We start from the raw sequence: 23,026 nt of genomic DNA on the forward strand, positions 1-23,026 counted from the left end.
GTCCCGTCTTAATAGCTGGTTACGGCTTTAAGCGCGGCTGCTATCTTTTCCGGATTCTTTATTCCCGGAGCGTCTTCCAGACCGCTGTTTAAATCGAGACCCACGGTTTCACTCATATCCCTTGCCGCTGCGGCATTTTCAGGATTGAGACCTCCCGCCACGATAATTCTGCTTCTGTCTCCGGTCACCAGGGACCAGTCGAAGGTCTGTCCCGTACCTCCGAATCCGGAAGCGTTTCCGGTATCCAGCAGAACACGGTCTATGCCGGAGTTTTCCAGGTACTCATTTACCAGTTCGGCAGGATATACATTGTTCTTTACCGGTACGGCCTTCCATATTTTCACGTTCAGTTTCTTTTCGCTGAGAATGGCGGCAAGCTCACTGATGTAGGCTCCGTCCTCACTGCCGTGAAGCTGAATTACGCTGATGCCGGTTAAAGCTGCTGTTTCAGCAGCCTTTTCCGCAGGGGTATTTACAAAAACTCCCACGAATTCCTGATTGCATCCGGCATTGACGGCTGCAATTATAAGACTTTTAGCCTTCTCAGGTGTTATATATCGTGGTGATTTTTCCGCAAAAATCAAACCGTTGTAGTAAATTCCCGCTTTATGGGAGCTTACGGCATCCTCGATTCTGGTGATACCGCAGATTTTATTTTCACCGTATATGAGACGTCTGCACGCCTTATCTATGTCAGGTTCGGAGGTCAGACTGCTGCCTACGAGGAAGCCGTTCGCATAATGACGGAGATTAAGAACCTCGTCATGAGTGTAGATGCCGGATTCACTGATGATGACGCGGTCATCCGGAACCAGTGCAGACAGCTTTCTTACCTGATTGAGGTCCACGGTAAGTGTTCTCAGATTGCGGTTGTTGATGCCGACAATTCTGGCATTGAGCCTGATGGCTCTTTCAATCTCATCCTCATGGGATGCTTCGGTCAGAACTCCCATACCGAGGCTGTGTGCAAGATCGCGAAGCTCTGTATAGGCTTCATCGGTAAGCACGGACAGCATCAGCAGAATCGCATCGGCATTGTTGTGTCTTGCAAGATACACCTGATACGGATCGTAAATAAAATCCTTGCACAGTACCGGAATGTCCACGGCTCTGCTTACTTCGGCAATGTATTCGTACTTACCCTGGAAAAACGGTTCATCAGCCAGTACGGAAATGGCGCTGGCATATCTGCGGTATACGGAGGCTATTTCCACCGGATTGAATTCAGGTCTGATAAGCCCCTTTGACGGAGAGGCTTTTTTGCATTCCAGAATAAATACGGTTCTGTTACGGGTAAGAGCGTCATAGAAGCTTCTTTCAGATTTCTTCAGGGAACCTGCAAAGCTCTCCAGCGGCAGTTCCTGCTGCTTGCGTTCAAGCCATGAAACCTTGGCGTTGAGAATCGTGGACAGAACGTTTCCGTCTATTGATGCTGCATTGATGCGCGGATTTGCCTTAAGCTCCGCGCACAGAGCCTGTCCTTGGGTTCTTGGTTCTGCCATTCTTAATCTTCCTTAGTTGAGGCGATAACTTCGTTCAGGGTTCTTATTGCCTGACCGCTCTTGAGTGCATTCAGAGCCATTGTCACGCCTTCTTTGAGGGAAGCAGCCTTTCTGCCGAGGTAAAGCAGGGCGGCGGTGTTGATGGCTACGGCCGCATTCTGAGCCGGAGTACCGTTACCGCTCAGAATCTGCAGGGTGATGTCTCTGTTTTCTTCAGGTTCACCGCCGCGGATTTCGGTAATTGAGTATCTTTCAAGACCGAGTGCTTCAGGGGTTACGGTAGCGTATTCGATGGAGCCGTTTTCCTTAAGTTCGGCGTAGTAGGTTTCGTCATGAACGGCAAATTCATCGAGACCTGAACCGTAAGCCACAATGGCTCTCTTTACGCCGTTGGCCTTAAGAACCTGGGCCATGATTTCCACCAGGTCGCGGCAGTATACACCGATAACCTGATATTCAGCGTGAGCAGGGTTGGTTAAAGGTCCGAGAATGTTGAATATGGTACGGGTTCCCAGTGTCTTGCGGATAGGAGCGGCGTATTTCATTCCCACGTGGTATACAGGAGCAAAACAGAAAGTGAAGTTGTGTTCCTTAAGTGTTCTGAAGGCTGTTGCAGGAGACATTCTGATATTTACGCCTAAAGCGTCGAGCAGGTCTGAAGCCCCGGTCTTTGATGAAACACCGCGGTTGCCGTGCTTGGCAATGTGAAGACCTAAAGAAGCTGACAGAATGGCACTCATGGTGGAAATGTTGATGGTGTGCTGACCGTCACCGCCGGTACCTACGATTTCACCGACTTCAAAATCACGATTGAGTTCGAACGGAGTGGCTGCACCGATCATGGCTGCGGCCGCACCGGCGATTTCATTAATGGTTTCACCCTTAAGCTTGAGAGCGGTAAGAATTGAACCGAGCATAACCGGATCCGTCTTGCCGGTGAAGATGTCGGTAAACAGAGAGTATGCTTCTTCCTTGGTGAGATCCTTCTTGTTGTAGAGCTTTTCGATAGGATTCTTTTCGCATACGGTCTGGTTTACTTCCATGTATTCAAGACTCTGAATGAGAAGCTGCGGACCGTCGGCGGTCATTACTGATTCCGGATGGAACTGGAAACCGAGAACGTTGTTGTGACGATCAAATACTGCCATTACCATGCCGTTGTAGTCGGCAATAACTTCGAGAGATTTAGGTACGGAAGTGGCCACAAGTGAGTGATAACGTGCTACAGGCATAGGGTTAGGCAGCTTCTTGAACATGTCTTCACCGCTGTGAGTGATGTAGGAGGTCTTGCCGTGAACGATTTCGCCTGCAGGTCCTACGGTACCGCCGTAGTACTGACAGATTGCCTGATGACCGAGACAGATGCCGATGATAGGAAATCTTCCCTTGGCCTTACCGATAAGTTCAAGCATGCAGCCGGCTTCGGAAGGATTGCCCGGTCCCGGAGAAAGAACCAGGATAGGGGTGCCTTCACATGCTGACATCTTTTCGATGATGGTGTCAGCGCTGATTGAGTTGCGGTATACGCTTACGGCGTAACCGATGCTGCGGAACTGGTCGACCAGGTTATAGGTGAAAGAGTCAAAGTTGTCCAGTAAAAATATCTGCTTCATTTATCAGAGCTCCTGTAAGTTGGTACCGTGTGAAAGGGCAATGGCGTTGAGAACGGCTGCCGCCTTCTTTCTTGTTTCGTCTGCTTCGGCCATAGGCTGAGAGTCGTAAACGACACCGCAGCCTGCCTGTACGAAGGCCTTGCCGTCCTTCACGAATGCAGAGCGGATAACAATACAGGTATCCATACTGCCGTCACCGCTTAAGAAACCGATGGCGCCGCCGTAGCTGCCGCGTCTGGTCTTTTCGGTCTGACGGATAAGTTCTGATGCCTTAATCTTTGGAGCTCCGGTGAGAGTTCCCATGTTCATGCATGCCTGATATGCATGAAGAGCGTCAAGTTCCTGTCTGAGTGTGCCGATTACACGGGATACGAGATGCATTACGTGACTGTAACGGTCAACATTCAGAAGATCCTTTACGTATCTGGTGCCTGGTTCACTGATTCTGGCGATATCGTTTCTTGCCAGATCCACCAGCATCAGATGTTCTGCGTTTTCCTTCTTGTCCTGACGTAATTCAAGTTCAAGACGGCTGTCCTTGTCGAGGTCAATGGTACCGTCCTTTTTACGGGCACGGCCGCGGGTACCTGCTATAGGGTACATTTCAACCTGACGGTTGGAGCTGGTGTATTTTACTGAGCTTTCAGGTGAGGCGCCGAAAATGATGAAGTCTTCGTCCTGCATGTAGAACATGTAAGGGGAAGGATTGGTGTGCTTGAGCTTGTGGTAGGCGTTGATTGGAGACGGGCATGGAAGCATGAAGCTTCTTGACGGAACAACCTGGAATATATCGCCCCTGAAGATATTCTTTTTAAGCTGTTCAACAATATGACAGAAATCCTCGTCGCTGATGTCGGTTTCAACTCTGCTGCCCTTGATGGAGATTTCTGCGGGACGTTCAGGTTCCTGATAGGCGTCAAGCTTCTTTTTGATTGAGTACACTCTTTCTTTTATGTTTTCAGCTTCGTCACTGCTGAAGATAACGCCGTGAATTACGGAGTTGTGCTTGAGATGGTTAATGGAAACCACGGTATCAAGGAGATAGAAGCAGTAGTCAGGACAGGTGTTTACGCCTTCGCTTACTTCAGGAAGCTTTTCCACGGAAGCGATGAGATCGTATCCGAAAATACCTGCCAGAAGGAAGTCGTTAGGATCACTGATTTCAGGAGAAAGTCTGAGAATCTGTCTGAGAGTGTCAATGACGGTGAGTGATTTAAGACGTGAGTCTTCATCAAGGCTTCTGTCAACTTCAGGGTAGGTAATAACCAGAGAGTCAGCCTTTTCCTCAAGTCTGACTTCAGCAGGCAGAGCCTTCTTTAAGAGTTCTGCAGCTGCACGGCCGTTGCCGTTTAAAATCTGTACTGTTACCTGCAGACCGCGGCAGCTGATTCTTAATGCAGAATTCACGCCGAGAAGAGACTGGGTACCGGCCTTGGTATGAATTTCCATGGATTCCAGCAGAATGTTGTTTCTGGAGCCATTGGTCAATTCGTAGAAGAGTGCCAGCGGATCACTGATATGACCGCTTTCTTCTTTTATCAAATCAATCGTCATAATCTAACGTTCCTTTTGTTACTGTATCTTTAAACTAAAACCTAAAAGAAAGGCCCGCAGTTCTGCGGGCCTTTCAAGAATCTTGCTATGTTATTTAAGCATGTGCAATTCCACCCGCGTCTTATCGAGTGTGCCACCAAGAGAATGCATTAAATAACTTTGAGAAAAACATTTTTTAATCCTGAAAAAGATTTATCAACTGCGGTAATTCTACAAACTTTAAAAAACGATATCAAGAGAATTTTAAAATAATTTGATACAGATCATTGTGTATTCATATCAGTCGACAGTGTTTTATCTTCAAGTGCCTGAAAATGGCTGTTTTATAGGCATTTTGCTTAAAAAACATGCATTTGTCTGCCTGCTGTTCCGGGCCGTTAATCCGACGGATGCCGTTTTCTGAAAAACATGTACTTCGGTGAGTCCGCGGTACTTATATTTTTACGCCGTTACAGTTATAATTTCATTAGAATACATATAGGCGAAAAGGCTGGGACGGCTATGGCTAAAACTAACATGAACATGCTCAGCGGTTCATTATGGGACAAGATATTTATTTTTGCGATACCTCTGGCGATAACCGGAGTTATTCAGCAGATATTCAATGCGACTGACGTTGCCATTGTCGGACATTATGTGGGCAAGCATGCCATGGCGGCCGTAGGCTGCAATACGCCCGTTGTAGCCCTGATGGTGAATCTCTTTATCGGCATAGCCCTGGGTATCAATGTCGTTAGTGCCGGATTCATAGGATTGAATGACAGGGAAAAAATCAGCAGAACCGTTCACACCGGCTATGCCGTGGTGCTAGTTCTGAGTATTTTTATTTCAGCCGTCGCCATTCTGTGTTCTTCGTACATCATGGGGCTTCTCAATGTGCCTTCTGAACTGATGGATCAGGCTTCACTGTACTTTAAAATCATCATGGCGGGGCTGCCTCTGACTGCCGTATACAACTGCGGGGCTGCGGTTTTTGCAAGTCACGGTGACACCAGAACTCCTCTTTTGTGTCTTACCATTGCAGGCATCATTAACGTGGTGCTCAATATATTTTTCATAACATGCCTCAACATGAAGGTGGAGGGGGTTGCCATTGCGACTGTAGCTGCCAGTGCGGTGAGTGCGCTGATGCTTATTTTTTTCCTGAGAAAGGACGAGACCTTCAGTTTCAGTCTGAGACAGTTTACACCTGACAGAGCCATCATGAACAGGATCCTTAAGATAGGACTGCCTGCATCTCTTCAGGGAATGGTGTTTTCGCTGTCCAACACCTGCATTCAGTCTGCGATAAACAGTCTGGGGGCAGATGTGATGGCCGCATCGGCAGCTGCCTTCAATATAGAAATTCTGGTGTATTTCCTGCTGAACTCTTTCGGACAGGCCGCGACAACCTTTATAGGACAGAATTACGCCGTCGGCAATATAAAAAGATGTTTTGAGATTACCAGGGTCTGTTTGTGGCAGAACATGATTCTTACCCTTCTTCTCTCGGGATTCCTTCTGTATTTCGCCCGTACGTTCCTGCTTCTTTTTACTGATGATCCTGATGTTATTGAGATTGGCAGACTCCGTCTCATGTTTATTCTGCTTCCTGAAGGCATAAATGTTCTTCTTGAAGTGATGTCCGGAGCCATGAGAGGGTACGGCAGGTCTCTTACTCCGGCCATGATGGCTCTGGCGGGAATATGCGGTATCCGCATCATATGGGTTTATACCGTCTTTTCACGCAGTCCTGATTTTGCGGTACTGATGACCTGTTATCCGGTAAGCTGGTTCTTTACCACTCTGGCTATTATCATAGCCTATATAAGATTCAAAAACAGGCATCTGATTCCGCTCACAGTGAAACAGCATGGATAGGAACAGCCAGACTTATTCGATGCAAAAAATCCTCGGACATCTGTCCGGGGATAATTCAGAAATTCTGCAGTTATAAGAAGCTGCAGGTTAGTATGAGATTATGCAGCAGACTGATCTTCAGGAGAAATTTCATCGTCGTTTTCAGCTTCGCTGTCTTTAGTCTCCATGGCGATTTCTTCATTCCGGAGATCGGCGGTTCCGCCAAAGCCCAGTGCATTAAACTGCTTTGTAATCAGAGCCTTGCTAACGATGCTTATGTTGCTGATGAGCTTTCCGAGTTTGTTGTCCAGAAGTTTTGAGATCTGTAATCTGGCAACGTCATCCAGATGTCCTGTCAGCCAGTAATAGTCAATTTTCTTGAGCAGTATGTCGTAGCGCACAATTAAATTGATGAACCTGGATACTGCAGGACAGTTTACCATCAGTTTGAACTCTTTTTCTGAAGATGATTTTACGCAAAGATAACTGTCAGACGGCAGCTGTTTTTCCTTATATTTGTCGGCGTACTCATTTTCAATCTCAGAATAGTAATTTTCAACTTCCATCCAGGTATCATTGATGAATTTCTGCATTGACTGCTTTATGGAATCTTCTATTTTTAAGGTCGGAAGCGGCATCTGAGTGGCAACGAAATAAAGAACCTTTCTTATATGTGAGAAACTTCTTGTCATTATTATCTGCGGTTTTTCAAGACTTAATGTGATATTACGTTCAATTTGAGAGGTAGCGTATGCTTTTGTTTTTTCTTTTTGATATGTCATTTTTTATTTTCTCTTTTTTAAATAATCTTTGTGAAGTTATTTCCGTATAAATACCGTTTTTCCGGAGTTTTCGGAAAATTCTTCAGTTTTTGTAGTGCCATTGACTGTTTAATACTGTTATATATGATATAACAAAACCGATATTATGTTAATAAAATACCAACATATGTTACTTATATGCTGATTATATTCTTGTTAATGTTATGTTGCAACGTGAAAATGTTGCATGTGTAAATAAAAATGATAATGCGTGCGGATTGTTTTCACGTAAGATCACCGAAAAATTCCGTAACGGCCTTAAGCCTTTGGTCATGAGAACATGAGAAAAACGAGGATTAATCACTGTAAAGTAAAACTGCATAGGTGATAAAATGATGCTGCAGTGATGGATTAAGTCCATTTCATCATTACGGATAAATAACGATTGTTGTCATGATTTTTTGGAACTGTCGTCTCTTTTAAAAGTGAGAGGCGGAAAAACAGAAGTCATGTAAGTTGAGGAATATATGAGCAAAGTTCTGGTATCCGGTCTGCTGAATTACGAAACCACCGCACGTATCCGCGGATTTCCGGTTGAGTACTATCCGATAGATTATGATTTCTTCGGTGTAAACAGTTCTCTTTCCGGAGTGGCTTTCAACATAGCCAAAGCCATGACGGTTCTGGGAAATGACGTCAGCCTGGCGTCACTTGTCGGAAATGATTTGGTTGCCGACATGTTTTACGCCGAGCTGAAACGGCTGGGTATTGAAACAGGTCACGTGGTACGGAAACTCAAAGATACGCCGGCTTCCGTCGTACTTTATGATGAATCCGGCAGAAGACAGATATACTGCGACCTCAAGGATATTCAGGAAACCGCTTATGACTTTTCCGGTAATATGCTGGATGATGCTGATGCGGTTGTCGCCTGCAACATCAATTTCAGCCGTCCGCTGCTGGATATGGCCAAAAAAAGGAATAAACTCATAGCTACCGATGTTCACGTCCTGTCAAATCCGGACGATGACTATAACAGGGATTTCATGCGTTATGCGGATATACTGTTTCTGAGTGATGAAGGAATATCCTGGGATAAGAAGGATTTTCTCAGAGCTTTAGGTGATCGCTACCATAATCAGGTCATTGTTCTGGGAATGGGGGCGAAAGGTGCCATGCTGTATATGCCGCACCAGAACGTTATCGTTGAACAGCCAGCCTGTCACGTGGATAACGTAAAAAATACCGTCGGAGCCGGAGACGCGCTCTTTTCAGCTTATCTTCACTATCATCTCAGCGGCCTTACTCCCGTTGAGGCGTTAAGAAGAGCTCAGATGTTCGCCTCTCTGAAAATCAGAAGCCACGGAGCCGCCGACGGTTTCGTGACACCTGATGAAATCGAAAAAAACATTCATTAACATTGTCTGTGTCAGCGTAAATGCAAGAGCAAAAACACGTTAGGTTTATATTGGAGAAAACAGTGAAATACGTTAGCAGGTATCTGTCTCTGATTGTGGTTCTGGTAACCATATTTGCATATTTTGTCGATAACAGTTTTACTTCCTGGGTCGGCAATCCCGAATTCTTCAACGGCTGGATAAATATTACGAATCTGCTGATTGTGGTTATGTGCGGTATGGGAATGACCATGAAATTCAGCGATTTCCGGGTACTGGTCTATCATCCGAAGAACGTGATTTTCGGTGAAATGGCTCAGTTTCTCATCATGCCTCTTGCCGGTTTCCTTCTGTGCATGCTTTTCAGACTGCCTCCTGAACTTGCGGTAGGTGTTATTCTTGTCGGGTGCTGTCCCGGCGGTACTGCCTCAAACGTAATGACCTTTATGGCAAAAGGCAATGTTGCTCTTTCAGTGGGAATGACTGCCGTATCGACTCTTCTTGCTCCGTTTGTCACTCCTCTTCTGACAGCTCTTTATATAGCTCTGTACACCAGCTCGGCCGAACATGCGGTAATTAATGTTGATGCCGTCAAAATGTTTCTTGATATCGTGAAGATAGTGATTATTCCTGTCTTTGCCGGCTGTCTTTTCAATTACTTTTTCAGCGGTTTTACCAGAAGGATAGTGAATTATCTGCCTCTCGTTTCCTGCCTGGCCATCTGCATGATTGTCGGAGTGGTAATTGATGCCAACAGTGCAAAGCTGTTTGAAAACGGACTGACCATTGTAGCGGTGGTGGTACTGCATAATATCATCGGGTATGCCATGGGTTTTCTCATCTGCAGAATGTTTCGTATCGGCAGGGCGGAACGCAATGCCATTGCCATTGAGGTCGGAATGCAGAATTCCGGTATGGCGACCACTCTTGCAGGTACCTGTTTTTCAGGTCTTGCACTTGCAACCGTTCCAGGTGCCATATTCAGTGCATGGCACAATATATCAGGGGCTGTGGTTGCAGGCATAATGGCCCGTTTTTCGGAAAAAGACGAAAAGCCAGGCAGGATTCAGTATAACGGTTAACCTGTCTTTTTCTGAACATCAGTTCTGTGGAAAGGTCCCGGATTTCATGCTGTCAGAATGATGAACAGATAAAAACAAAGAATCCCCGCTTTTGCGGGGATTCTGATTATAGCTCGACAGAACCTGATTAGATTAGTTGGTGAAAAGACCAACCTTAAGATCTGTAGCATGATAGATTGGGGTTCCGTCAACGGAAACCACGCCGTCACCGATGCCCATAATCAGCTTGCGCATGATTACGCGCTTGAGATTGATGGTATAGGTAACCTTCTTTGCAGTAGGGAGAACCTGACCGGTGAACTTAACTTCGCCTACACCGAGAGCTCTTCCCTTGCCAGGACCGCCTTTCCATCCGAGGAAAAAGCCTACAAGCTGCCACATGGCGTCAAGGCCGAGACATCCGGGCATTACAGGATCTCCCGGGAAGTGGCACTGGAAGAACCAGAGATCAGGATTGATGTCCAGTTCAGCAACAATTACACCTTTGTCAAATTCACCGCCTGTGTCACTGATCTTGATGATACGATCAATCATCAGCATGTTTGGCGCAGGTAACTGGCTGTTACCCGGTCCGAATAACTCACCACGGCTGCATGCGAGAAGGTCTTCCTTTGAGAAAGAATTTACGCCTCTGTCACACAGAGACAGCTTATTTGAAGTGTCTTCCAAAATCTAATTCCTTATTAATTTTTATCCCTGTATATGCGGGAATCGTATTGCACTGAGGGGTATTTTATCCTATTTGAATACATATTTACAGTGTAAGCATGTAAATTTAAAAAAATAATGTAATCTACTGTATGTTTCCTGAAAATTTTTACTGCCGGCACCGGTCCTTTCAATAGGAAAGGGGAACCTTTACGGTTCCCCGTGATGACTATTTGCCGAAGATTCTTGCAAAGAATCCCTGTTTTCTTACTCTGGTTTCCTGCTCTCCGAGGCTGTCCAGATACTCTCTTATGATGTTGTAGAGGGTAGTTTCCTGATTTCCAGTCTCTGCTTCGCCGGAAGATGAGTTCTGCTGGTCATTGTCGGCTTTTCTGCGTCCTTCGATGAGACCTGCCTTTATGCCCGTAAGAAGTTCAACGGCCTCATCAACCGTTTTTACGGGATAGATATGGAAACTGCCGTTTTTTACGGCATTCACAATCTCGTCGTTCAGAACAAGAGACTGTCGGTTGCTTTCAGGGATAATTACGCCCTGGGTCCCCGTTATGCCCTGAATCTTGCAGATGCGGTAGAATCCTTCAATCTTTTCGTTCAGACCTCCAACAGGCTGTACGTTGCCCAGCTGGTCAAGAGAACCTGTAAGTGACAGATTCTGTTTAATAGGTTTGCGGGACATGGCGGAAAGAATCGCGCACAGACCGGTAAGCGACGCACTGTCGCCGTCAATTTCGTTGTAGGACTGTTCAAACACCAGATTTGCACTGACCGGAATGGATTCGTCGCGGCCGAAGGTGTTGGTGAGATATCCGTTGATAATCATCATGGCCTTGGTATGAATCTGTCCTGCCAGATCCGCCTTGTGTTCGATGTCGGAAATGTCACCTTCGCCTCCGGAATGAATGGTGGCTGTAATACGCGTAGGTTCACCGTATTCAAAATCCTCGGCATAGGTGCTGATGACTGAAAGACCGTTAATCTGGCCGATAACCTCTCCCTGAGTCTGCAGCAGCATCTGTTTGTCTCTGACAAAGTCGGAAGAACTTTCTTCAGACTGATTGCTGCGGAAAATTCTGTGTTCCAGTGTTTCTTCGATTATTTCCCGGGTTATCTCGGCTGATTCCTTTCTCGCGGCCAGCCCCGACGCTTCACAGATGATGTTGATCAGAGTGTTTTCATCAAGTACGAAATCCTTCTGGCTTTCCGCCTGGCGGCAGCTGAATTTCAGAAGACGCAGGGCGGCTTCGTCATTTACCGGCAGGTAGCCGTTGTATGAGACCAGTGAACGGATGTATGAAAGATAGTCCTTCCCGTGTTCCCTGATGGAAAAATACGATGATATGTCGGTTCTCAGGTAGAACGAACGGTCGCATAACGGATCAAGGTTGTGCAGCTCTGCAATTTCAAAATAGGAACCGGCGATAATAACCTTTACGTTTATAGGTGTCGGTTCAGGGTTGAAGAACGGAACTATGTTGGTGGTTATTTCCACCGGATTTTCCCAGTCCAGCAGACCAGAGTCCAGAGAACTCTTCAGTTTGAACCACAGCATAGGATTGTGAATGAGTTCTTCTGCCGGAATAATCAGAAAACCGCCGTCAGCCTTTCTGAGCAGACCGGCTTCAAGCAGGTGGTGGTGAGAATAGGTGGTGCCGTTTTCGGTAAGATAGTTTACGCCGCCGAACAGCTTTTTCCAGGTAAGATCTCGGGCGTAGATGACGGGAGCCTTTCCTTCCTCGTGACACACCATGAGATTCATCAGTACAGGGTAGGTGAATTCGCCGCCCTTGGCCATGAATATTGAAAGATCCGACAGATAGGTTTCCAGCTTGGTGTTGCCCGGCTGTTTTTTCATAATCTGCAGAAAATCATCTTCAGCGTTGATCTTGTGGTTGATCTTGTTGAGAAGTTCGATAATCTGCTTGTTGAACTCATCTGCAGTTCCTGTCTTGATATGAAGCCAGGTAGGTGCCAGTTCATTGTTGAGATTCTCGGCATAGATGATGTCGTGCAGTTCTCTCGGCGGATGTTCACATCCTAAAAGCAGATCCTTTATGCATTTTTCCGGATTGCAGCCTGCCGTATTTAGCAGCATGATTGGATTCGGTTTGGAAGTGTATACCAGTTCCTGAATGGCGTTCTGAGCTCTTTTCTGGAATGATGCGAAGGTGACGCCGTCTTTATGTTCGGCATTGAGCAGTTCCTGAAAATCCGGTAATAATTCTTGGTGTTTTAATTCTTCCATATTCTTTCGGCTCTTTTTTATCTGGCGGTCATGCCGCCATTAGGCTTCTGTTTAATTTTCTTCTACTTCATTAAGGATATCATACAGTTTTACTCTGACTGTGTCAGATAAAAATTTAAGATATTGAGTGTCAGGTATCTATAAATCCGCAAAATACCGATCAAATCGACATTGTTGCTGTTTTTTGTATGACAGGGGCGTCATAAATAAGGAAAAGATCCTTTTGAGCTCCTCAAATAATGTTTAAATGATAAGTATAGAATCCTCTGTTTTTCGTGCCTGCGTACCTCAGAATCGTCCGGCACCCGGTCTTCCGTGAGCATGACATGGTAACGGCCGGATCCGAAGCATACTAAACGACAGGATGACATTATGTATCTGGAAAGAATTGAAATAACAGGATATCGCGGTATTTCAAGACTGACGGTAAATTTTAACAATCAGACCGTGCTCATAGGTGAGAACTCCTGGGGTAAAAGCTCTCTTTTACGTCTTTTATGGTGTGTGCTCGGCAACGGCGAGGTTCCCTATGAATTCGTGGAGGATGATTTCCGCAAAGAGGTATCTGACTACCAGTTCGAACGCTATGATGAGGAAAAACAGACAAAATATCTGCATGAGAAGGATATTTCCGTGGTGCTGGTGTTCAGAGAGGTTGTCCTCGGGGCCGCGCTTAAGGATTCCAGACTTCAGAGACTGTACCCCGCATGGGTGAGGTGCCGTGATTCATACAGCAGGGTCTTCTATTATCTCCACGGTCATATGAACTGTAACGGTTCCGTCTTTACTGATCATTCCTTCCTTGACGCCAACGGAGATCTGCTTAATCAGCATGTCAGCATGATGAAGCAGGTAGTGTCTCTGCTGGCTCTCAATCCTCTTTTCCGCATTCGTGACCGCCGCCGCGGCAATCACGGACTCGATTTTGGCGGTGATGCTGACAATACGTTTCGAAGGGAACAGGATTACGGTTCCGAAAGTACCGGATATCAGAACGGCTTTGATAACGGAGATTCCGAAGATTATGATTATTCCGGAGATGATGTTTCTGAGACTTCTTTCAATACTGCGGGAGCTGATGACGTCGGCAGAAAAAATCAGGTTTTCGGCAGAAAATCTGGTCAGCAGAAGGCTCTGGAACACATCAGACAGAAGCTGCCGAAGTTTCTTAAAAGCATGATTGTGTCTGACGGTGAAAATGTTGCGGATACGCTTCTTTCGGAAAATCTGGATGCCATCAATACGCTTCTTGAGCATTATTTCTCCATCGTTCCTCCGTTATCACGGACGGCAAGGGGAAGCAAGGGGCGTAAAACCGGCAGGGACATACAGGATATAGTTTTAAGACCTGTGTCCAATGAAGCCTTCGGTTCGGTAAGCAAACTGCTTAATCATTCCGGAAAACGCAGCATCAAGATAATTCTGTCTCTTATAGTGGCTTCCTTCGTCGATGATCTTGAAGGCCGGAAGATTGACAGTCAGGCCAGACCGATAGTGGTGTTTGAAGATATCGAATCCCGTCTGCACCCTACAGTGCTCATGAATATCTGGAATCTTGTTGATCTGATGCCCATTCAGAAAATTGTCACCACAAATTCCGGGGATCTGCTTTCTGCCGTGGCATTAAGTGACATCCGAAGAATGTGCAAGACCGTAAGCAGCGTGGAATGCCGGTTCATAGATGAAAAGAAATTCAATAGTGATGAAATGCGCCGCATAGCGTTTCATATCCGCATAAACCGTCCTATGAGTCTTTTCGCCAGGGCATGGATATTCGTTGAGGGGGAAACAGAAATCTGGCTGCTTAACGAGTTTGCCGCAATTCTGGGGATAGGACTGCAGGCCGAGGGTATCAGACTGGTGGAATACGCACAGTGCGGAGCCGGACCTCTGATAAAGCTGGCCAATCAGCTGGGAATTTCCTGGCATCTTCTGGCGGACGGTGACGAGGCCGGCGTAAAGTATGCGAGAAGCGCAGGAAACGGAGACAGTGATGACTGCGTGACACTGCTTCCTTCTGTTGACATAGAGCATTTTCTGTATGATTTCGGGTTTGCCGATGTCTACAGACAGAACTGCGGGGTTTCCAGTACGCATAATTTAAGCCGTAACAAGATTATCGACATGGCCATCAGAAGAAAAAGCAAACCGGGAATGGCTCTTGCCGTGGTGGATGAAGCAAGAAGAAGGGGAAAACGCAGCATACCGCATCTTTTTCAGAAAATTCTGGTAAAGGTGAAGAGTGAGGCCAATAACCGTCACTGACGGAACGAGAGCGGCACATCCTTTACGTTTTCTGCCGGGCGGGGACCGGTTTTCTTTGTATTATTTTTTCAAAAAAACTTTCAGAAAAAATAATTTTTATGAAAAAAAGTTAAGCTGAAAGTAATGTCTGTTTACAAAAAAGTGTGATTTTTAAAAAATTTTCACATTTTTAAACACTAAAACACGATATGTATGTCAAATTTTATGACAATTATAATGATTTTATAAAAAATGATTGTTATCATATGCGTGTTAGGATTTTTTATCCTGATATACCGAAAACACGGAATAAAAACAAAGAAATATAATAATAAATAGTGCGTTTTTTAAGCACTTACAAGCCACATCAGGCAATGGGAAAAAAAGACATGGTTTTCAGAATGAAAGTCATGTCTTTTTTCTTTTTCATGTTTTTGTCTTAAAGTTTTCATCCGGCTGCAGGCCTCAGACAATCGGCGTTTTCGGAGACAGTTCCCGGGTAGAGTGTTTTATAATGAGGCGCAGACAGCCTTTATTACCAATCTTTATCTTGCAGTTATCAAACTTGTGGTAAAATTCAGAAGGTATTTTATTTGTCCGGAAAATGCGAAAATCACGGGATTTTCCGGGCAGTTTTTCAGTATACGGAATCAGAAATGCGTAAGATCATAAATATGGCGGCAGTAGCGGTTAACACTACTCCTCTTGATATAGATAATAACATTGAATTAATTTATCAGGCCTACAGCGAAGCCGTCGGCAGCGGAGCCGATGTGGTTCTTACTCCGGAACTTGCGATTACCGGATATGGTATGGAGGACATGTTCTATGTATCCGAAATCATGCATGAAATTCCTTCACTGGTGGTTTCTCTTGCGGCAAGACTCAGGGAAAACACCTACCTTGCAGTCGGTTTTCCTTATCTTGTGGACGGCGGTCAGCTTTACAATGCAGTGGCTCTGCTTACAAAGGACCGGGTTCTCGGCATAGTATTCAAGCAGCATCTTGCCCGCAGCGGCATTCATTACGAACCGAGATGGTTCAATCCGTGGCATGCAGGTTCAAAGATAGAACTGGACTTTGCTGGGCAGAAGGTTCCGGCGGGGGATATCGTAATAGTTATTGACGGCGTGCGCATCGGTTTTGAAATCTGTGAGGATTCATGGGTTGCCGATCGTCCGGGCCGTTCACTGTATCTGCGCAACACTGACATTATTCTTAATCCGAGCGCCTCCCATTTTGCCATCGGCAAACAGCAGGAACGTTCCCATTTCATTATCGAAGGTTCAAGAACCTTCGGAACCGTGTACGTTTACGCCAACCTTCTCGGCTGTGAATCAGGCAGGGCGGTTTATGACGGTGACTGTATGATTGCCTCTGGCGGAAAGCTGGTTGCCGTAAGTCCTCGCTTAAGCTTTACTCCTTACAGAATTCTTCAGGCAACCTGTGACCTGCGCGTTAACCGTAATCAGAGAGCTCAGTCAAGCATGCTTCTCAACGTGTCAGACGCCTACTCTGACGGAGTGGTGTTCACTGACTGCAGATTCAATGACGAAAGTGATACGGCTCCGATTGCCGGGGCTGTTTTTCTGGCTCCGGAAAATGAGGAGGAGGCGGTTACCAGAACTGTTGCTCTCGGTCTCTGGGACTGGATGCGCAAGACTCATACCGGCGGATACGCTCTGAGTCTCAGCGGCGGTGCCGATTCCGCTCTCTGTGCCGCGATGGTTTACTATGCCATGGCGGAAGGTCTTAATGCCAACGGTTATGAAAGCTTTATGAATACCATGGCCGGCTGCGGTCTGAAATTTGAGCCTAAGGCAGAAGGTGTTTCCTACGAGGAATACCTAAAGACCGTGATTATGCCTAAGGTTCTGGTTACCCTTTATCAGGGTTCTCAGTATTCAGGTGATGTAACCTTCAATGCCGCCAAAGGACTTGCCGAAGAAATCGGAGCAAATCATAATCACTGGTCCATTGCTGAACTTGTAAAGGAATACATCAGACTGGCAGACAGTCTGACTCCTGACAGACCTATGACATGGGAAACAGATGACCTTGCTCTGCAGAATATTCAGGCTCGAGTACGTTCTCCTGGCATATGGCTTCTTGCAAACCGTGCCAACAAACTGCTGATAGCCACCTCCAACCTCTCTGAAGCTTCAGTTGGCTACTGTACAATGGACGGTGATACTTCAGGCGTTATTTCTCCTATAGGAGGTATCAGCAAGTCAAGAGTTCTTAAAATCAACCGCTACATCATGGAACAGGGGCTGTCTGTACTGGACAACCGTCTGTACGCTGAAGACAGACTCAAGCTTGCTTCAATGAGTGCCATTGTGGCTCAGGCTCCGACCGCCGAACTTCGTCCTGTGGAACAGACTGACGAGGGCGATCTGATGCCTTATCCGCTTCTTGATGAAATCCGTTCACTGACCCAGAACGGCAATCTGACGCCAAAGGAAGTGTTCATTGAACTGTGCAGAAGTTCTTTTGCCGAAAAGATGTCAAAGCAGAGTCTGCTGAATTCTGTCCGCCGTTACTACAGACTGTATACTCGTAATCAGTGGAAGAGAGAAAGAATCGCCGCTTCATTCCATATTGAACGTGACAGCGCGGATCCGAAGACCTTCAGACGCTTCCCTATACTGTCGTCAGCTCTCAGCAGGGAAATGGCGGCTCTGAACGCTTATGCGGTTTCCATCGGGCTTGAATAATATCCAAAGGATTTTCAGAATGGTAAAGGAAAAGTTTAAATCTTCAGCAGCCGGTTTCACCGGTATTCTTTCAGCGCTGACTGCCGCTGCAGTGATGTCGTTTTCCGTGGCCGGATGCGGTCTTGTGGCGATGGGAATAACCGAGTCACTGGGAAGTCCGGATTTAAAGAAAATCAGTAATGCAAAAGAAATCGGCTATGCCGTAACCTTCAGAACTCCTGCAGTTGCGTCCGATGTTACCGCGGAGGAAACGGCGGCCGCCAGAAAGAACGGCACCACCTTTACCATGCTGACCACTCAAAAGTACATCATCCTGGATATCGTCAGAAAAAACAATAACAGAGTATCCAGAAAAATGAGAGTAATTGAGTATCCGGATAAGGATCTGTATGCTCTTGAGCTCAGCGTACCTGCGGAAAAAAACACTCATAAGCGTTACGCTTATGCTTTTCCTGATGAATATACATTAAGTCAGGCGGTTGGGTTCGCTGATTTCTACAGCCTGAGAGGTTTATCCAATTATCTGATTTCAGTAAAGGATAAAGACTGTACAGGTCCGTCAGGTGAAACCTACAGGGAACTTGAACTTATTTCCGCATGTAAAGGGAACGGCTTCAGGTACAAGGTGGAATCATTCATCAATTTTGATCATGGCTTTATTTTCCCTAAGTACTTTTCCTATATGGGGCCGGCATCTGAATCCCATTATTTTGAGGTGGACGGTGTCAGAAACGTTAATTCCGACAAGGTCAGGGCTTCCTCAAAGCTTATGAATGAAGTAAACAGGGATTTCAGTCAGAAGCTGGCGCGCGGACTTGCTAAAAGGGCAGATGCTTCGGACATCAGAACCATAAGAAAGCTGGTTGAGGATAAATAGACCGGCGGAATGATGTTTTCTTAAGTCACAGGTAAACCTCCGAAATTAAAGTTTCGGAGGTTTGTCTTTTATAGGAAATTAATGCCTGGTGTCTTCCCAAAAACTGTTAGGAAACGTATAGTTTTGTTTTTTACACAAGAGGAGAAAATCAACGAATATCCGGTCTCATCTATTCGTTAATAAAAAATTGCTCTCCGGAGGAAAAATTACATCAATATTTTGGCCTCTCTCCCCTGTACTTAAAGTGCAGGGGATTTAAGTAGACAATGTTCAGAATTAATCCTGATCTTCGATGATTTCCTCAGCTGAAGATTCAGCTTCAGTATTGATAATCGCATTGTTTACCGGACGACCCTTGCTGGTCTTCTGAATGTCTTCAAGCGGCATGTTCAGTGAATTTGCAACGGATTCGGCAATTGTTTCCTTGCAGCTGTACAGCATTGAAATAAGATGCTTGAGGAGATTGTCTTCAATTTCAGCTTCCTTTTCCTCATCCGGAGTTTCAGGAGCCTTGTCTTCCTTGATACCGAAAAGCTGGTCTTCAATGGACTGCATTGATTTTGAAGCAGTATTGTTAAACCATGGGGAATCTGGATTGTCAAATTCCTTAATCAGAATTGATTCGGCACTAGGAATGCTTACCTGCTGTCTCAGATCGTCCTTGAGGTAAATCTCCCTGCCTGTTCCGGTATCCAGTTCATACAGACTGTCCGGTTCAACATTCTGACCGAGTTTGAGTTTCTGTTTGCTTTCCTCTTCGCTGAGGACATTGTTTTTCAGAACGTCATCAATTGAATTTCTGGTGTTGACCAGAATTTCTTCAGCGTATCTGGCGATGTCCTTGCGCATATTGTTAAGGGAGTTATCAAGGTTTTTGATGCTCATGCTGCTTATAAATGACTGTTTGAGCTGTGAGTCACCGGCAATAAACGGATACTGCGAGTTACGTGCCTTGTACCAGTTTACGAAGTGTTCGGCAGAATCGTTGAGATCATCAAAGTGCTTGTTGATTTCCGTTGAAACGGTAGACATCAGCTGATGCAGATCCCTAATGGCTCCGGTCTTGATGTCGCGGATTTCCTTGAGTGTTCCAATCTTATACTTGATACCGCCAATGAGTTCGGCTTCAACCTTCATCTGGGTGTTGTTGTTCATTTTGGCCATTTCAAGATACTGCATGTAGCGAGGGTATCCGAATACATAGGCTCCTGCAAGGAATACCGTCATGAACAGCGGGAGCATAATTGTTTTCCAGTTACGTACCAGGAAGCATTTTCTCTGTTTAACCCATTCCTGTTTGGAGTAAATCATCTTGAATTCACTCCATGGCATGGTAAGCATTCCGATAATGATTGCCACATGCGCACTGAATACCCCCATAGGCATGCCTATAAGCACTGATTTTACAGGTGTATACCAGGCTGAGTCGGCCAGAGAGTAAAGAATATAGTCAACCAGAGCGACTACGTAGTTGAGTCCCTGAATGAAAATGGTGAAAAGATTGTTGTGATAATCACTGTTAAAGCTTCCGAACAGAATGTTTCTGGCTTCTTCCTGAGACAGGGAAGGAGCGTACAGGAAACATCCTGTGGCAAATCCGGCAATTCCGCAGATGAGACATACGATAAAACGTCTGTTGAATCTGAAGAATGTTTCCTTTTTGTCTGCTTTCATGAGACGGCTGAAACCCGGAATGTTGAAAGTACTGTTAAGCAGCGCAAACAGGATGAATGACTGCAGGAATACCAGTCCTCCGTTTTTGGCATGGGTTACCAGAATAAAGAAGAGGATGATCCCGGACATGAGAAACATGAACATGGAGGACAGATTTCTCTTGGTTGAATAGATGAGTCTGTCCGTGAAGGAGTGCGGAGTGTAATCCTTCTTGATTTCGTTGTTCTTGTAAACACGATAGTATCTGATGTAGAAAATTCTCGGTAAGACGCCGAATATGCAGATCATTACAAGCGAGAACATGCATCTGGAGGATACGCTGCTGATGAATCCGGTAACGGCCCAGGTAAACAGAATGAGAACAATGATACCCGCGTACTTGAAAAGAAGTTCATAGAACGATTCTTCCATATAAATCTGTTCATATGATCTGGTGAAGAAATTCAGGAACCGGCTGTCATTTTCAAAAGAATGACTGAAATTTTCGAAATCCTGTGCGTCTTCATTGATTATATGAGCTGTATCATCCTGCTGACTTCCAGTATTTTCAGCGGCGGATTTGGTTTCATTTTCCTGACTGATGTTTAGAGTCGGTACAGCTTCTTCGGTATCTGCGCTGTTATCCGGCTTATTATCTGTAATGTTATTGTACATGGGCGGAACTCTGTTACCTGATTAGTTTAATTATTGCTGTTTTTCACGTAAATCGATGTGTTGTGTGATTCCGGTAAACAAAATGTAAATTCTAGGTATGTATTTTAAACTGATTATGAAATTTTTACAAAAAAAGGATGAACTGAAATAACCGAAATTCGAACAAGGATTGATTCACGGGGAATTTTCATAAAAAAAGGCCGGCAAAGGTGATATGTCACCGCCGGCCTTTCTGATTTCCAGAGAAAATTTTTATTTGAGCAGAGCTTCAATCTTTTCCTTTTCGGCAAGATAATCCGCGTATCTCTGTTTGATTACCTCATTGTTCTTCTTCATTCTGTCAATGCCTTTCTGCTGGCTGTCCTTAACCCAGCCGTCTGTTCTTCTTGCACTGAATATTCTGTTTGAGCCTTTGATTCTTGCATTAAGTTCGTTGAGAGTGATTTCTCCGTAGGCCTTTTCGTTGCTCATGGCCTTCTGACAGTCAGAGCGGCAGGAAATGATTTCCTGAATTTCCTCACCGGGCTTCAAAGGAGAGAGGAACGGATATGCAAAATGTTCGATCTGATAAAGAGGAACATCTCTGCCCTCAGCCTTGATAACGATACTCATGTTGATGTCGGTAACAAAGAGACTGTCAGTGTTGTTCTTGAACGTCAGACTGATGTTCTTCGGATCTCCTTCAACTCTTCCCAGTGTTACGGCAATCTTGTTGAGCTTGTCTTCCTCGTAATCGGAGATGATAAGCTCCTGCAGGGAATCCGTGTTTACAAATTTTGCAGAAACGTCATTTCCGGTTTTAAGCAGATGATCAACCTGTCTAGTAAGTTCTGCAGCCTGTTTGCCTGCTTCCACCTTTTTGCTGATGTCTCCTGCAAATTCCAAATTGCGCTTCTGGTTGTTTTTATATGCGACAACCAGTTCCTCGTCACTGAGATTTCCGAGTGTGTCTGCGATGATTTCCTGAAAATCACTCTGACCGGAGAAGAAGCTGATGAAATTCTTAACGTCCTGATTACCGCTCTTCTGAGCCATGATAATGATTTTCAGCTGTTCAAGTTCCTTGATGTCGGATCTGTTCAGATCCTTATCCTGAAGCATGGAAACGAAAGTTTTCACCTCGCTCTGGATGTCATTCATTATCTGCTTTGATTCGGTATCGGCTGCGAATGCGTTATACCAGCCTGAAAGAAGAATTGATAATGGCAATGCGGTAAAGAGAATTTTTCTGATCATTATTTGTTCTCCTCTGATAAGGATGAAATAACACCGTTGATCCTGTCTATGGCCTGATCTGTTATCTCAGTATATGAAGCACAGAGATCCTTTACGATGGTGTCCTGACCGTTGATGGAATAGTAGTAGTTCTTTCTTTCGTCGCTGAAGGCCTGATAATCACTCATTTCCGTAGAGAAGAAACGATTTGAATAAGGATCGTATATATTTATGTCGATATCCTTTTTATCGTTAACATCATAAAATGAATAGTATACAGGGTAGCAGTCATAACCTTCACTGAGCAGGTCTGCAGAGTGTGATGTTATTTCCAGTGTGGACTGTTCACCCGGTGCCACTCCTCCCGGAATCTTCGCATGGTCTGAAAGATGTCTGTCTATTTTCAACTGCACTGAGCTCAGAGGCATTCTGCTGTTGTTTTTAACTGTTAACAGAAGGGAATTCTTTTTGTTTGGATTGGCCTGACAGGTGTATTCGATACCAGAGAAAAGTTCTTCGTCTCTCTTTATTCTTGCCAGAGTTTCCTTCTGATAATCACTCAGTTCTTTTTTTTCAGTCCCGTTGAGACGGTTGCAGACACCGGACAGATCTGAGTAGTTAAAGCCTGATTTGGTGTTTTCGATCCATAACTTAAGAGGGGTTACATTGATATTGTTTCTTATGTATTTTTCCTTCCAGTCGTTTCTTACGATCCTGATGATTTCGGAAGCCTTTCTGCCGTCTATCACTTTGCGCTGGTTTTCTGAACCGTTGTACCAGCTGATAAAGGCGATTTTATCTTCAGCGTCCAGACTGTTGAGCATGTCCTTAAGGCTTTCTTTTACCTCTTCTTTTGAACCGCTGAGATTCAGAGTCGGATCTCCGCATCCGGTGATGAAGAGAGGCAGGAACATTCCTGCTCCGATGATTGCTGATAATATGTTTTTCTTCATGATTATTTAAATTCCGTTTCAATATGTTAAAAC

General features: G+C 45.2%; 15 protein-coding genes, 1 pseudogene and 1 other annotated feature. Of the genes and pseudogenes, 6 read left to right on the forward strand and 10 right to left on the reverse strand.

Annotated features, from left to right (window positions below):
* Positions 1-8: 8 nt before the first annotated feature.
* The 4 genes and pseudogenes from trpCF to BMY80_RS01355 form a co-directional block, all read right to left on the reverse strand.
* Positions 9-1,502, reverse strand: coding sequence for a bifunctional indole-3-glycerol-phosphate synthase TrpC/phosphoribosylanthranilate isomerase TrpF (trpCF, locus tag BMY80_RS01345; protein WP_093140198.1), 1,494 nt, complete (start codon positions 1,500-1,502; stop codon positions 9-11).
* Between the two features lie 2 nt (positions 1,503-1,504).
* A complete protein-coding gene (gene trpD, locus BMY80_RS12490; protein ID WP_245730019.1) occupies positions 1,505-2,545 on the reverse strand; it encodes an anthranilate phosphoribosyltransferase in 1,041 nt (346 codons plus the stop codon).
* A pseudogene (locus tag BMY80_RS12495) lies at positions 2,543-3,115 on the reverse strand (aminodeoxychorismate/anthranilate synthase component II); the annotation flags it as partial. The gene trpD and the pseudogene BMY80_RS12495, both read right to left, overlap by 3 nt.
* A 3-nt stretch (positions 3,116-3,118) precedes the next feature.
* Positions 3,119-4,669 (reverse strand): anthranilate synthase component 1, encoded by a 1,551-nt coding sequence (locus BMY80_RS01355; RefSeq protein WP_031580006.1) that lies wholly within the window; start codon positions 4,667-4,669, stop codon positions 3,119-3,121.
* Positions 4,670-4,713: 44 nt separating this feature from the next.
* Positions 4,714-4,814: a sequence feature (Trp leader region), on the reverse strand.
* Positions 4,815-5,170: 356 nt separating this feature from the next.
* Between BMY80_RS01355 and BMY80_RS01360 the strand changes: the two genes are divergently transcribed.
* The gene (locus tag BMY80_RS01360; protein WP_177178463.1) at positions 5,171-6,529 is read left to right on the forward strand and encodes an MATE family efflux transporter; all 1,359 of its coding nucleotides are present in this window, start codon (positions 5,171-5,173) and stop codon (positions 6,527-6,529) included.
* A gap of 98 nt (positions 6,530-6,627) precedes the next feature.
* Here the strand turns inward: BMY80_RS01360 and BMY80_RS01365 are convergent, their stop codons facing one another.
* Positions 6,628-7,200 (reverse strand): hypothetical protein, encoded by a 573-nt coding sequence (locus tag BMY80_RS01365; RefSeq protein ID WP_143066425.1) that lies wholly within the window; start codon positions 7,198-7,200, stop codon positions 6,628-6,630.
* 596 nt (positions 7,201-7,796) lie between these two features.
* Between BMY80_RS01365 and BMY80_RS01370 the strand changes: the two genes are divergently transcribed.
* Positions 7,797-8,687: a carbohydrate kinase family protein gene (locus tag BMY80_RS01370; protein WP_093140209.1), complete on the forward strand. Its 891-nt coding sequence runs from the start codon at positions 7,797-7,799 to the stop codon at positions 8,685-8,687.
* Positions 8,688-8,749: 62 nt separating this feature from the next.
* Positions 8,750-9,748: a bile acid:sodium symporter family protein gene (locus BMY80_RS01375; RefSeq protein ID WP_245730017.1), complete on the forward strand. Its 999-nt coding sequence runs from the start codon at positions 8,750-8,752 to the stop codon at positions 9,746-9,748.
* 132 nt (positions 9,749-9,880) lie between these two features.
* On the opposite strand, the gene fabA is transcribed toward BMY80_RS01375, so the two are convergent.
* Together fabA and BMY80_RS01385 are read right to left on the reverse strand one after the other, a co-directional pair.
* Positions 9,881-10,417 (reverse strand): 3-hydroxyacyl-[acyl-carrier-protein] dehydratase FabA, encoded by a 537-nt coding sequence (gene fabA / locus BMY80_RS01380; protein WP_051622107.1) that lies wholly within the window; start codon positions 10,415-10,417, stop codon positions 9,881-9,883.
* 208 nt (positions 10,418-10,625) lie between these two features.
* Positions 10,626-12,659 (reverse strand): AAA family ATPase, encoded by a 2,034-nt coding sequence (locus tag BMY80_RS01385; RefSeq protein WP_093140214.1) that lies wholly within the window; start codon positions 12,657-12,659, stop codon positions 10,626-10,628.
* A 372-nt stretch (positions 12,660-13,031) separates the two neighbouring features.
* Here BMY80_RS01385 and BMY80_RS01390 point away from each other — a divergent pair, with 372 nt between their 5' ends.
* The 3 genes from BMY80_RS01390 to BMY80_RS01400 all read left to right on the forward strand — a co-directional run bounded on the left by BMY80_RS01390 (position 13,032) and on the right by BMY80_RS01400 (position 18,497).
* On the forward strand, positions 13,032-14,924 hold the full coding sequence (locus BMY80_RS01390) for a DUF2813 domain-containing protein (RefSeq protein WP_093140217.1): 1,893 nt from the start codon (positions 13,032-13,034) through the stop codon (positions 14,922-14,924).
* A 635-nt stretch (positions 14,925-15,559) separates the two neighbouring features.
* Positions 15,560-17,620, forward strand: a complete 2,061-nt coding sequence (gene nadE, locus BMY80_RS01395; protein WP_031578135.1) for an NAD(+) synthase — start codon at positions 15,560-15,562, stop codon at positions 17,618-17,620.
* 19 nt (positions 17,621-17,639) lie between these two features.
* Positions 17,640-18,497, forward strand: a complete 858-nt coding sequence (locus BMY80_RS01400; protein ID WP_093140219.1) for a hypothetical protein — start codon at positions 17,640-17,642, stop codon at positions 18,495-18,497.
* A 276-nt stretch (positions 18,498-18,773) separates the two neighbouring features.
* On the opposite strand, the gene BMY80_RS01405 is transcribed toward BMY80_RS01400, so the two are convergent.
* The 3 genes from BMY80_RS01405 to BMY80_RS01415 all read right to left on the reverse strand — a co-directional run bounded on the left by BMY80_RS01405 (position 18,774) and on the right by BMY80_RS01415 (position 22,993).
* Positions 18,774-20,825, reverse strand: a complete 2,052-nt coding sequence (locus tag BMY80_RS01405) for an MATE family efflux transporter (RefSeq protein ID WP_093140222.1) — start codon at positions 20,823-20,825, stop codon at positions 18,774-18,776.
* A 252-nt stretch (positions 20,826-21,077) separates the two neighbouring features.
* Positions 21,078-22,061, reverse strand: a complete 984-nt coding sequence (locus tag BMY80_RS01410) for a hypothetical protein (protein WP_093140225.1) — start codon at positions 22,059-22,061, stop codon at positions 21,078-21,080.
* Positions 22,061-22,993, reverse strand: coding sequence for a hypothetical protein (locus tag BMY80_RS01415; protein ID WP_031578130.1), 933 nt, complete (start codon positions 22,991-22,993; stop codon positions 22,061-22,063). The genes BMY80_RS01410 and BMY80_RS01415 overlap by 1 nt, the downstream gene beginning before the upstream one ends.
* Positions 22,994-23,026 lie beyond the last annotated feature (33 nt).

The sequence above is a fragment of the Ruminobacter amylophilus genome (assembly GCF_900115655.1).
Classification (GTDB): domain Bacteria; phylum Pseudomonadota; class Gammaproteobacteria; order Enterobacterales; family Succinivibrionaceae; genus Ruminobacter; species Ruminobacter amylophilus.

Coding starts and splice junctions, on each gene's coding strand:
- trpCF (WP_093140198.1), bottom strand. CDS start 1,502: ATGGCAGAACCAAGAACCCAAGGACAGGCTCTGTGCGCGGAGCTTAAG.
- trpD (WP_245730019.1), bottom strand. CDS start 2,545: ATGGAAGTAAACCAGACCGTATGCGAAAAGAATCCTATCGAAAAGCTC.
- BMY80_RS01355 (WP_031580006.1), bottom strand. CDS start 4,669: ATGACGATTGATTTGATAAAAGAAGAAAGCGGTCATATCAGTGATCCG.
- BMY80_RS01360 (WP_177178463.1), top strand. CDS start 5,171: ATGGCTAAAACTAACATGAACATGCTCAGCGGTTCATTATGGGACAAG.
- BMY80_RS01365 (WP_143066425.1), bottom strand. CDS start 7,200: ATGACAAGAAGTTTCTCACATATAAGAAAGGTTCTTTATTTCGTTGCC.
- BMY80_RS01370 (WP_093140209.1), top strand. CDS start 7,797: ATGAGCAAAGTTCTGGTATCCGGTCTGCTGAATTACGAAACCACCGCA.
- BMY80_RS01385 (WP_093140214.1), bottom strand. CDS start 12,659: ATGGAAGAATTAAAACACCAAGAATTATTACCGGATTTTCAGGAACTG.
- BMY80_RS01390 (WP_093140217.1), top strand. CDS start 13,032: ATGTATCTGGAAAGAATTGAAATAACAGGATATCGCGGTATTTCAAGA.
- nadE (WP_031578135.1), top strand. CDS start 15,560: ATGCGTAAGATCATAAATATGGCGGCAGTAGCGGTTAACACTACTCCT.
- BMY80_RS01400 (WP_093140219.1), top strand. CDS start 17,640: ATGGTAAAGGAAAAGTTTAAATCTTCAGCAGCCGGTTTCACCGGTATT.
- BMY80_RS01405 (WP_093140222.1), bottom strand. CDS start 20,825: ATGTACAATAACATTACAGATAATAAGCCGGATAACAGCGCAGATACC.
- BMY80_RS01410 (WP_093140225.1), bottom strand. CDS start 22,061: ATGATCAGAAAAATTCTCTTTACCGCATTGCCATTATCAATTCTTCTT.
- BMY80_RS01415 (WP_031578130.1), bottom strand. CDS start 22,993: ATGAAGAAAAACATATTATCAGCAATCATCGGAGCAGGAATGTTCCTG.